Origin of the sequence: Sphingobium herbicidovorans (assembly GCF_002080435.1) — a bacterium.
Classification (GTDB): domain Bacteria; phylum Pseudomonadota; class Alphaproteobacteria; order Sphingomonadales; family Sphingomonadaceae; genus Sphingobium; species Sphingobium herbicidovorans.
On record NZ_CP020542.1, the window covers coordinates 1 to 9,968 of the forward strand.

Below are 9,968 nucleotides of genomic sequence, written 5' to 3' on the forward strand. Positions count from 1 at the left end.
GCGATACTGATAGCACCGGACCCGACCGAGCGAAAGAGAGGAAGGGCGCACTTATGCAAACTTGCGTTTGCGTGCGTCAGGGGATACCCCTGAACCCCAGCGGGCTGTCGCCCGCGCCATGCTCCCGCATGGCTAGCAAGGGCGCGGCGATGGCGAGTTTCCATCTTGCGGTGAAGACGATAGGCCGTTCCGCCGGTCGCAGCGCGACGGCAGCGGCAGCCTATCGTGCGGGTGTAGAAATCACGGACGAGCGCACCGGCCTCGTCCACGATTACACCCGCAAGCAGGGCGTCGAACATAACGCCCTTGTCGTGCCCGCCGACGCCCCGGCGTGGGCCAGTGACCGGGCCGTGCTCTGGAACGCCGCCGAGCAGGCAGAGACGCGCAAGAACTCGACCGTCGCCCGCGAATATGAAATCGCACTGCCCGCCGAGTTGTCGGCCGAGGCGCGGCGCGAGCTTGCGCTGGGCCTCGCACGGGAGATCAGCGAGCGGCATGGGGTGGCGGTGGACGTGGCGATCCACGCACCAGGTCGCGAGGGCGACCATCGCAACCACCACGCCCATCTGCTGACGACGACGCGGCGGATCGGCCCGGAAGGGCTGGGCGCGAAGACCCGCGAACTGGACCAGAAGACGAGCGGGGAGATCGAGCGCTGGCGTGGCCGGTGGGCCGAGATGCAGAATGCGGCGCTGGAACGGGCGAACGTCCCGGAGCGGGTGGACCATCGCAGCCACCAGCGGCGCGGAATCGAGCAGGAGGCGACCGTGCATATGGGGCCGAGCGCGACGGCGATGGAACGCCGTGCCGAGCATCAGGCCATGCGGGAGGGGCGGGCCTATGAGCCGGTAACGATGGTGGGCCAGCACAACGCCGGCGTCATCGAGCAGCGGGGCCTGCGCCAGTATATCGAGCGGGGGACCGAGTGGCTGCGCGATGCAGGGCTGCGGATATCGGGCAGGCTGCATGCGTTCGCCGCCACCTTGAGCGGCGCGGTCGATCGCGATCGGCGCGATGCAGCCGAGGCGCAGCGTCAGGAGCGGCTTGTCGCCGAGCGCACCCGTGAGCAGGCACAGGAACGCCAGCAGGCGCAGGACCGTGAGAAGGTGGCGGAGAAGTTCAGGACCATTGCCGGGAAGCGCGAGGCGGGCGGCCATGGCTATGGCGACCATAATAGCGACTGGAAGGCGACCCCGGAGGCACTCCGCAAGGCGGTGGATGCCTATAACGGAGCGAACCAGCACACGAAGGATCTCTACATCGAGCGGATCCAGCGCGAACCCCAGATGGCGCGCGCGGTGGGCCAGTTGCTCCATGAGCGCGAGCTGGTCCTGCAACGTGATCGTGGCATGAGCCGATGAGGATGACGGAAAACCCTGAAATCGGGGTTTTCGTGCATATTCCCAATCCGGCAGGGTTTTTCGTGCAGCCAGATCGCGGCGGCGGCGCGGTCGTGAGTGTGCCGGTCAGCCATGCGCGGATTCATGTGTTTTTCGCCGCTCCAAACTTTCCCATTTCTCCATGTCCGCTGAAGCATTTTGGGAATCAGCAATCGGGAACAGATTTTGGGAAAGTGAAGCCCAGGTGCGGCCGTCAGCGCGATCGGCGTGGCCGGATTCCCATTACAGGTTCGTTTACGGGAACGCATAGGCAAGGTAAAACGATTGGCGCATGAGCGCGTCGCGACATTTTGTGGTGGAGGCTGTCTTGAAGCGTCTGGCCGTTTATTCCGCAGCTACAATCGCCGGCCTGATTACGGCCGCAGGGATGGCAGCTCCAACAGCGCCTTCCGGGGTCGCGGCCTTCATCCGGGATCACAAGCTGACGCGCTACACCGTCGCGTTGGCGGACCTGGACGGGGACAAGAAGCCGGAGGCGCTGATCTACGCAATGGCCACGTCTGAAGGCGGCGGCAAAGCCGACCTTTGCGGCAGCGGGGGATGCGACCTTTACGTCCTGGCCATGACGCCGACCGGCTACCGGGAAATCACCGATATCTCCGTCGCCCGCCCCCCCGTTCGCGTTCTGGCGACAACTACGCATGGGTGGCGTGATCTGGGAGTGATGGTCGCTGGTGGAGGCATCGTTCGCGGATATGAGGCGCGCTTGCGCTATGACGGGCATAGCTACCCGGATAATCCGACTGTTTCACCGGCTGTGAGGCTGCAAGCTATCGCCGGGAAACAGATCATAGGGCAGGATGCCGGTCAGATGACCGACACTTCCAGCACGGCAATCGAGCATGGCGCTGCGGTCCCCGGTGTCGACGAGGAGGGCCTGGACGGGTCCATTGGCCCGTATGGCGTCGGCGCACACATGACGGTGAGGAACCACACCGAGTTCGTCGCCGGCCACTACTTCTACGCACGGAACCCCATCGACATAGGACTCACCGGCGGGATGGATGGGGATCATCTTGTCCTGCATGGTGATGACGGGTCAACGCTTAATTCGACATTGCCCGGCTTCAGCGCGGGTTTGAGCCGCTCCTTTGCCTCAAGAGAGCGCAGGAATACCACCCGAAATGGCTGGATATTCATCGAGGTCGGTCCCCATTTGGCGATATCATATGCCTCCTGAAGTTCCGCATCCGTTACCACCTGGTCGGTCCAGCCATTCTGAGAACGTGCCTCTGTGAAGAGGATTTCCAGGGTTTTCTCGTCAGCAACCGTCATTGGCAGCCCTTCCGTTTGTTTGATTTCTGATTCCGGTCAGCCAAGGCCGACCATGACGTTCTTGCGATAGGCGTGCCGTTCCGCGAGACGGTCGGCCCACCTACGAAGATTGGGCTGCTCCGAATCCCTGGCGAACCCGAGAGCTATCCAGCGATAGACCATGATTCCGCAGGGAATATCGGCGAGCGAAAATGCATCGCCAGCAAGGTAGGAATTTTGTGCAAGGGCATCGTCTAGTAGCGCAAAGCAGCGCTGCGACTCCATGCGCGCCCGGTCTAAAGCCTGCAGGTCTCTCTCGGCTTCCGGAGTTTTGACGATGCCGATATAAAGCTGTGACATGAACTTGTTCAAGGCGGCAAGATGCCAGTCCATCCAGCGCTCGACCATTGCCCGGTCGATCGGGTCCTGGGGATAAAGCGAGGTGGGTCCGCGCGAATTGCACAAATAGCGGAGAATGGTGTTGGATTCCCAGATCGCGTTGCCTTCGTCTATCAACGTCGGCACGACGCCATTGGGATTCACGGCAAGATATTCCGGGTCGCGGTTCCCGCCAAATTCGCCGCCGAAATTTTCCTGGCTGAACGGTATATCCAACTCGTCCAGGAGCCAGAGGACCTTCTGGACATTGGAGGAGCTGCGCCTTCCTAAAACTCGAAGCATGACTCTCTCAACCTGCTTCCGGTATGTTCATTCCGCGTTGCACGGCGGGGCGTGCACCAACGTGATCGTACCAGCGCTTGAGATTTGGTACCTTTTCAAGATCGATGTTGTGAAGCGGGTTGCGCGCGAGCCAGGGATAGGTGGCGATATCGGCGATAGTATACCCGTCCCCCGCGATATAAGCTGAATCTTGCAGCCGCTTGTTAAGCACGCCGTAGATTCGCTCCACCTCTTTCTGGTAGCGCCCGAGCGAATATTCCTGGTCTTGAGCATATCTGCGAAAGTGATGGAGTTGCCCAAGCATCGGGCCCACGCCGCCCATCTGGAACATCAGCCATTGCAAGGTTATTGCCTGCGCGCGTGGATCGGACGGCAGTAGCTCGCTTCGGTATTTCTGTGCCAGATAAACCAGAATGGCGCCGGACTCAAAGAGCACCAGTTCCTCACCTCCGGGGCCATCGGGATCGACGATCACAGGGATCTTGTTGTTGGGGTTCTTCGCTAGAAAGTCCGGCGAGAATTGCTCATCCTTTAGGATGTTGATCGGCCGCAGTTCATAACCCAGCCCCAGCTCTTCGAGCATGATGGAAATCTTGCGCCCGTTCGGCGTCTGCCAGGTAAAAAGCTGCAAGGTCATATCAGTTCCTCCGGTCGGGGTTGCCGCGGGTCCAGCGCCACGGCAAGATCAAGATCGCACCGACAAGCCCGGCCTTTCGGTAGGGATCATTTCGGGAGAATTCCTCGACATCGTGCCGATTCGTAGCTTCAACCACGATGAGCGAGCCGACCTCCTTCTCCTCCGCCTCGTCCATCAATGGCCCGGAAAGGATGACCCGAACCGGAAGTTCGCCGCCCGACATATAAGCCACGTGGCGCTCGCGCGTTTGCGCGCGAATATCACCCGCGTCCGGGCGGTCCATCGCCTGAAGAACGAAGTACATGTGTCAAGCCACCGGGTGCAGGTTAAACCGATAGTCGAGCGTGTAGAACCTGCATTCCCCAAGTGGCGTGTCGTTTGAGGTGAAGATCGCCTGTATCCGAGCGCTAGACAAGGATTTTCTGCCGCAAGCGGCACCTGCGGTCGCGCAGACTGCTGGATCTGGACGGATCAGACCGCGAAGCCGCTGTTTCCTTGCCCAGGGGCGGCGTTTTTCAGCGCAGCGGACAGATCTGTCCAGCCGCTTTCGTTCAGTTTGAGCGTGGATCGCGATCATGCGCATAGCGGTGGCGCTCGCAATCGGCGGATAGCGGCGAGGATGGCGCGTACCATCGTGCCGGTGACAGCGACCTCGGCCAGCTGGAAGGTGATGGTGCGGGCGTGACGGACCACACGTGCCCCGATCTTGATCAGCTTCAGTTGCAGGCTGGTCAACGACCAGTCGGCCATGGCCTCGGGCAGCTCGATGCAGCGCAAGAAGGTGGCCAGGTTGTACGCCAGGGCGTGCAGTTGCAGCCGCACCTCATTGTCGCGGAACTTCCGGCACGACAGCCGCGTCCAGCGAAAGGCGTATTTGCCCTCTTTGATGTGCTGCTCGGCGGTGCCGCGCTGGTTGTAGAACCGCACCACCCAGTCCGGCTCCATCGGCAGGTTGGTGACGATGAAGCCGACACGCGGGAACAGTTCGCCCGGATGCCATTCGATCTTGGCGATCACCCGGCGTTCCTTGTCCCAGGACGCCGCCTGATACTCGAATTCCTCGAAGAACCGCTTGACCTTGGTCAGTGACGGCCGCCCGACAGGGCGCGTTAGCCGATGCGCGATCTTGTCCTTGAGGACCGCGTTTGCGGGCAGCCGGATGGCGTAGAAGAACCGCGCTTCTTCCAATCGCTCATAGATCGCCGGGATCGCGTAGGCAGCATCGGCCCGGAAGAACCTGCCACCAAGGTCGCGCTCCGCGTAGCGCGCAATGACGGGGTCGAGAACATCACGCCAGCCATCGGCGCTGTGGACGTTGCCATGGCGCAGGGCGCAGCGTTCCAGCATCCCGAACTGGTTGAACAGAAAGTTGGGGTGATAGCAGCTACAGTCGAAATGGCCATTCCAGGCGGACCCTTCCTGGTCGCCATGGGTCGGGCTGACCGAGCTGTCCATGTCCAGAACGATGTACTTCAGCCCGTTACGGTCATGGAACCGGTCGATCCATTGCCCGTTCAGGTCGGCCAGCGCGGCACGGTTCCCGGCCAGAGCCAGCGTCTCGGTCTCGAACCGTCCCATCTGCGATGCCGAGGCCGCTTGTGCATCGACCGCTCTGCCGCCGACAACTTGGCGCATGACCGGATCGCAGGCGAGACGGTTGGCGTCGTTGACATCCTCGTATCCGGCCAGCCGCCCAAAGACTGATTGCCGGAACAGGCCGTCGAGCCGATGGACCGTGTTCTTGCCAGAGCGAGTATCGCGCAGCGCCGCTGACGCCAAATCGGACAACCCGAGCGCGTCATCAAGCTCGCGCATCACCAGAAGGCCGCCGTCGGAACTGAGCTGCGTGCCGCGAAATTCCAGCCGCACGCGAGGGTCGAAATCCACCCGATCTGCCCGTTGCAAGCCCGCACCCTCTGGGTGATCCATGAAACGCGCCCCTCGCAGCCTTCAACACCATGTTTTATATAGGAAATATAATGGTCAGGACAGCGAAATCAGCGCCTTACTTGGGAAATGTGGGTTAATCTACACTTCGAGAGCGTCAGCCCGGCATCGAAACCGCCTCTGACATTCTATAATTCGACGTCGCTTGTGGGAACATGGACAAAGGGCATAACGACGCTGCCGGTAAAGCTCGGAATCAATCTCATCGGTGGGCCGCAAGGGGCCAGCCGGTACGAGGATGTAACGAAGGAATCGGCGAACGTGTTCGAGGCAAGAGCGCGACACTTCATAGACGGCGCGCTGTCCGGCAACAAAAATGAAGCGGCATCGGCGACTTCATTTCCCTTGAACATCGGTAGCCGCCGGGGTCTAATCCGCACCAGGCAAGAGCTGTTCCGACGCTGGGATGAGATATTTACACCATGCCTCCTGTCACGTTTGAAGCTGGCCGTTCCGCATGAGATGTTCGTTCATGACGGATTGGCGATGGTGTCGAACGGAACGGTGTGGTTCGACGCGAAGGGCGCGACGAGCATCGACACGCCAAACTGCAAGCGGGTGTCATAACATCGGGAAGGTGTCAGCTTAGGCGCTTCTCGAAACACGATCGTTTTTGGGAAAGACGGCGACGCAAGGTGACGAAAATCAGGCGTTTTGCGACAGGTTCCATTAGGATCAGCGCCCTTCATCCCTTGCGCGGACGATGGCACTAAATTCTGAAATTACCTGCTGCACGTTGCCGTCATCGCACACGTTAAGCGAGTGGTGGACTGAAACGGCCTGATCGGTTCGCATTTCCAGCCAAGTAATTCGGGCTGTGTTCGGCGCGGGATGGGTCTGCTCTAGCGCGATCTGTTCACTATATCCCGCGATCACATCGTTGATGGCCTCCAGCGCGACCTCATAGGCAATGGCCTGCTTTTGGGACCATAAAGGGCCGGTTGGAGCATCCATGGTTTATTCCTCGCCGCTAGGGCTGTCGCCCTGGCGGCTGAACAGGCGCGACCAGAAACCGCGCTGTGGAGTAGGTTGAGGGGCAGCGCGCTGATCGGTCAGGGCAAGCCGTTGCGCCTGTTCTCGCCAAGCGTTCCGTTCTTCACGCAGTTCCGCAACCTGCTCACGCAACAGCCTGTTTTCAGCCTGTAAACCGGGGGTGTCACTACCTGTTATATCGGGCTGTAAAGGTTGCTGCACCTCATTTACAGGGGGCCATACGCGGAACAGTTCGACAGGCTCAATCCGCCACTCGCCATTATCTGATTTTTGTCCAGAAACACGGCCTGTCTTGATTGCTTTCATGAGCGTTTGGCGGGTGACACCGACCTTTTCCGACGCTTCTCTTAGGGTGATACTCATAGTGTCACTCGCTGTTAAGTTGTCCTGTATAGTATCTATATACCGGTTGCATCATCATCGGGCGATGTATCGGATGCACGGAGTTTGTTACCTAGGCCCGTGACTAGCTGGGAGAGTTCCTCCTGCATCGCTGGGTCAGGTTCCGGCTGTTGGGTGGCAGGCAAGTCTGGTTCCATACCGTCAAGGAATGGCTGCGCTGGCGGGGGAGTGCCGGGGCCGCTTGGTAATTGGCGCTCATCTCGGAATAATGATGGCAAACGGCGGAGCGGCGCCTGTTGGCCCAGTTCCTCAAAGTCAGGTTGTTCCGCTTCCGATATGATGACCGCAGCACTGAACAGCGAGTAGCGCAGGCCGTCACGCTTACCCGACCATGCTACCCGATCATTGATGATGTGGGCATTTACGGTGCCATTTTCCCCAATCTGACGTATCTCTATCCAACGATCCTCGGCTAAAACATCCACGGCGCGTTGAACTGTGCGACGGCTGCATTTCATCAATGCTGCCAAGGTCTTTTGACTTACGACAACAGCATTATGCTCACCAACTCGTGCGGTTAGGATGTGCATTAGCTGGGCAGCTTTAGGGGCTTTCTCGATCAGACTAGCCCATGCTTCATGGGCTGCCCGCTCTGTTTGAACCCAGTGGCCTGGTGGTTGTCGCTTCACCAACTCGGACATTTTCAAAACCCTCCGCAGATGGCGCAGGGGTGCGCCATCCTTGTCCAATAATTTGACACGGATGGCGGTTTATTCGACCCATTTCAAGTCAATAAATTGGACATAGAGTGTAAATAGATTGCCAAGGATGGCGCAGGGGTGCGTCATAGCTGGTGACGCAGGGGTGCGTCATAGCTGGTGACGCACCCCCCCCTGCTAACTCGTTGATTTTGTTATGTGTTTTTTCCGCCCCTTCTATGTAATCTAAAGGGGGTGCAAGCGCGGACTTAAGCGCTGGCGAAGCAACCCCTTTAGAGCAGAACAAAAAGTGAACAATGAGTACCGCTAGTCGCGGCACGCGTTGGGTGTACTCGGATAGGAATCCTACTCCTTCCACGTTGTGCAAGGCTGCAAGGCCCCAATTGGCTATCAGAGGGTGTAGAAGGCGATTTCCGGCTCGTAGAGCGCAGGGGAGCGGTTGGGGGCAGTCTTGTGCGATCCAAGGGCTTGGCGTGCCCTGACGGGCACCAGAAGGGAAACCGGACTGATGCCAGTTTCTACAGCTTCCCCAATATGGGAATTAAGGGGTTGTTTCCCATAATGGGAAATGACATAGCCTGCTCATGAGGATCATCGCCCGCAAAAACATCGTAGCCTATTTCGCGACGCATCCCCTGACCCGTGCGTCATTGACACATTGGCTAGAGGTTGCAGAAAATGCGGACTGGTCTTCGACAATCGAAGTCATGGCCGATTTTTCAAAAGCAAAAACGGTGACGGCGGAACGGGTTAGATTTGAAGTGGCGGGCGGCGATCATAGAATGATCGTTGCGTTCCATTTCCGGCGAGGGATCGCTTTCATAAAGTTTATTGGGACACATGCTGAATATGACCGCATCGACGCCGCGACCGTCGATCAGTTTTGAAGGACAGGCAAATGGATATCAGACCTATCAGGAATGATGACGACCATCGGGCGGCGGTCGATGGAATCCGCGCTCTCTGGAGCGCGGAAGCGGGCAGCGCGGACGAGGATCGTCTCGATGTGCTGGCAACCCTGGTCGATGAATATGAGCGGAAGCGGTGGCCGGTCGACAAGCTGGACCCGGTGGAAGCGATTGAAGCGGCCATGGAGGCGGAAGGGCGCACCCGCGCCGATCTGGCGTCCCTGATCGGGCAATCGCGCGCGACCGAGGTTCTGGCCCGCAAGCGGGGGCTGACCCTCCACATGATCCGCAAAATCGAACGGGCATGGCATGTCCCTGCATCGATCCTTGTCCGCGAATATCAATTATCGCGCTAAATCAGGGCTGCTGCTCGTAGAGGGGCACCCACTTTCCTTTGCACGTCTGGGCTTTGGCGTCCCATTTGGCGGTGCATCCGTATAGCTGGCGCTCGATCTTGGGTTCCTGCGCCCAGCGATAGGCGAGGGCCGCGGCGAAGATCAGTCCCAGCCCGATGAGGGCGGCGGTGATCCATTCCTTCAGGCGATCCCACCAGACCCCTGCGCTGACCCGCTGAAGTTCCCCAGCGGCCCGGTGGAGGGCATTGACCCCCACGCCTGCCTGTGCGGTCCATTCGGCGCGCTGGTGGGCGTCCTGCTCGATCTTCTGGGCCAGTGCGGCGACCTGCTGGGCGACCCCTTCGGCCCCGGCCTTGCGCATGGCGTCGAGCAGGGTGCGATAGTCTGCGCCGGGATCGGAGGGAGGGGGAGCATCAAACTCGGCAGGGTCGAAGGGATCAGGCATCGGCGGGGCCACCCTTGAAGGTCCAGCCCTCGAACGTCTTCCGGTCCTGATCGCGGCTGATCCGGCTCATCAGGTCATTGAGGTGGGATTCCCATGCGGGGTCTTTCATGGCGGCATCGAGGAGCAAACCGCCAAGGATGATCTTGCGGCGGGCATCGGCCTTGCGGTTCAGGGTAGCGGCGCGGGCTTCCAATGCCTGCAACCGGGCCTTGGCCTGCTGGACCTTGCGACGGGCGGTTTCGATAGCCTCTGGCGTTGGAGCAGCCATGGTCAATCCTTTCGCTGT

At 59.9% G+C, this 9,968-nt stretch carries 16 protein-coding genes; 5 read left to right on the forward strand and 11 right to left on the reverse strand.

Annotation, left to right across the window (positions count from 1 at the left end):
- The first annotated feature begins 149 nt into the window (after nucleotides 1–149).
- Both mobQ and B6S01_RS21230 read left to right on the forward strand, forming a co-directional pair.
- A complete protein-coding gene (gene mobQ / locus B6S01_RS20755) occupies nucleotides 150–1,361 on the forward strand; it encodes a MobQ family relaxase (RefSeq protein ID WP_037467950.1) in 1,212 nt (403 codons plus the stop codon).
- 2 nt (nucleotides 1,362–1,363) lie between these two features.
- Nucleotides 1,364–1,675, forward strand: a complete 312-nt coding sequence (locus B6S01_RS21230) for a hypothetical protein (RefSeq protein WP_148648509.1) — start codon at nucleotides 1,364–1,366, stop codon at nucleotides 1,673–1,675.
- A gap of 473 nt (nucleotides 1,676–2,148) precedes the next feature.
- Here the strand turns inward: B6S01_RS21230 and B6S01_RS20760 are convergent, their stop codons facing one another.
- The 6 genes from B6S01_RS20760 to B6S01_RS20785 all read right to left on the reverse strand — a co-directional run bounded on the left by B6S01_RS20760 (nucleotide 2,149) and on the right by B6S01_RS20785 (nucleotide 5,901).
- The gene (locus B6S01_RS20760; RefSeq protein WP_081570370.1) at nucleotides 2,149–2,427 is read right to left on the reverse strand and encodes a hypothetical protein; all 279 of its coding nucleotides are present in this window, start codon (nucleotides 2,425–2,427) and stop codon (nucleotides 2,149–2,151) included.
- The gene (locus B6S01_RS20765; protein ID WP_081570369.1) at nucleotides 2,412–2,675 is read right to left on the reverse strand and encodes a nitroreductase family protein; all 264 of its coding nucleotides are present in this window, start codon (nucleotides 2,673–2,675) and stop codon (nucleotides 2,412–2,414) included. Before B6S01_RS20765 ends, B6S01_RS20760 begins: the two co-directional genes overlap by 16 nt.
- Nucleotides 2,676–2,711: 36 nt before the next feature.
- On the reverse strand, nucleotides 2,712–3,335 hold the full coding sequence (locus B6S01_RS20770; protein ID WP_037467955.1) for a glutathione S-transferase family protein: 624 nt from the start codon (nucleotides 3,333–3,335) through the stop codon (nucleotides 2,712–2,714).
- Nucleotides 3,336–3,342: 7 nt separating this feature from the next.
- On the reverse strand, nucleotides 3,343–3,972 hold the full coding sequence (locus tag B6S01_RS20775) for a glutathione S-transferase family protein (protein WP_037467957.1): 630 nt from the start codon (nucleotides 3,970–3,972) through the stop codon (nucleotides 3,343–3,345).
- 1 nt (nucleotide 3,973) lies between these two features.
- Nucleotides 3,974–4,276, reverse strand: coding sequence for a YciI family protein (locus tag B6S01_RS20780; RefSeq protein ID WP_037467959.1), 303 nt, complete (start codon nucleotides 4,274–4,276; stop codon nucleotides 3,974–3,976).
- Nucleotides 4,277–4,545: 269 nt separating this feature from the next.
- Nucleotides 4,546–5,901, reverse strand: a complete 1,356-nt coding sequence (locus tag B6S01_RS20785) for an IS1380-like element IS1247 family transposase (protein WP_006473457.1) — start codon at nucleotides 5,899–5,901, stop codon at nucleotides 4,546–4,548.
- Nucleotides 5,902–6,066: 165 nt separating this feature from the next.
- Here B6S01_RS20785 and B6S01_RS21880 point away from each other — a divergent pair, with 165 nt between their 5' ends.
- Nucleotides 6,067–6,486, forward strand: coding sequence for a hypothetical protein (locus B6S01_RS21880; protein WP_062793242.1), 420 nt, complete (start codon nucleotides 6,067–6,069; stop codon nucleotides 6,484–6,486).
- A gap of 108 nt (nucleotides 6,487–6,594) precedes the next feature.
- Here the strand turns inward: B6S01_RS21880 and B6S01_RS20795 are convergent, their stop codons facing one another.
- Genes B6S01_RS20795 through B6S01_RS20805 form a run of 3 tightly spaced genes read right to left on the reverse strand, consistent with a single transcriptional unit; the run spans nucleotide 6,595 to nucleotide 7,955 of the window.
- Nucleotides 6,595–6,873, reverse strand: coding sequence for a hypothetical protein (locus tag B6S01_RS20795; RefSeq protein WP_037467942.1), 279 nt, complete (start codon nucleotides 6,871–6,873; stop codon nucleotides 6,595–6,597).
- Nucleotides 6,874–6,876: 3 nt separating this feature from the next.
- Nucleotides 6,877–7,275: a hypothetical protein gene (locus tag B6S01_RS20800; RefSeq protein ID WP_081570640.1), complete on the reverse strand. Its 399-nt coding sequence runs from the start codon at nucleotides 7,273–7,275 to the stop codon at nucleotides 6,877–6,879.
- Between the two features lie 35 nt (nucleotides 7,276–7,310).
- Nucleotides 7,311–7,955: a helix-turn-helix domain-containing protein gene (locus B6S01_RS20805; protein ID WP_062793240.1), complete on the reverse strand. Its 645-nt coding sequence runs from the start codon at nucleotides 7,953–7,955 to the stop codon at nucleotides 7,311–7,313.
- A 602-nt stretch (nucleotides 7,956–8,557) separates the two neighbouring features.
- Between B6S01_RS20805 and B6S01_RS20810 the strand changes: the two genes are divergently transcribed.
- The gene (locus tag B6S01_RS20810; RefSeq protein WP_021226795.1) at nucleotides 8,558–8,860 is read left to right on the forward strand and encodes a type II toxin-antitoxin system HigB family toxin; all 303 of its coding nucleotides are present in this window, start codon (nucleotides 8,558–8,560) and stop codon (nucleotides 8,858–8,860) included.
- A gap of 11 nt (nucleotides 8,861–8,871) precedes the next feature.
- Nucleotides 8,872–9,237 carry a helix-turn-helix domain-containing protein gene (locus B6S01_RS20815; RefSeq protein ID WP_037467945.1) on the forward strand — a complete coding sequence of 122 codons (366 nt, stop codon included), beginning with the start codon at nucleotides 8,872–8,874 and terminating at the stop codon, nucleotides 9,235–9,237.
- A 1-nt stretch (nucleotide 9,238) separates the two neighbouring features.
- Here B6S01_RS20815 and B6S01_RS20820 read toward each other — a convergent pair whose 3' ends face one another.
- Both B6S01_RS20820 and B6S01_RS20825 read right to left on the reverse strand, forming a co-directional pair.
- Nucleotides 9,239–9,682 (reverse strand): hypothetical protein, encoded by a 444-nt coding sequence (locus B6S01_RS20820; RefSeq protein WP_037467948.1) that lies wholly within the window; start codon nucleotides 9,680–9,682, stop codon nucleotides 9,239–9,241.
- Nucleotides 9,675–9,950 (reverse strand): hypothetical protein, encoded by a 276-nt coding sequence (locus tag B6S01_RS20825; RefSeq protein WP_037467949.1) that lies wholly within the window; start codon nucleotides 9,948–9,950, stop codon nucleotides 9,675–9,677. Before B6S01_RS20825 ends, B6S01_RS20820 begins: the two co-directional genes overlap by 8 nt.
- Nucleotides 9,951–9,968 lie beyond the last annotated feature (18 nt).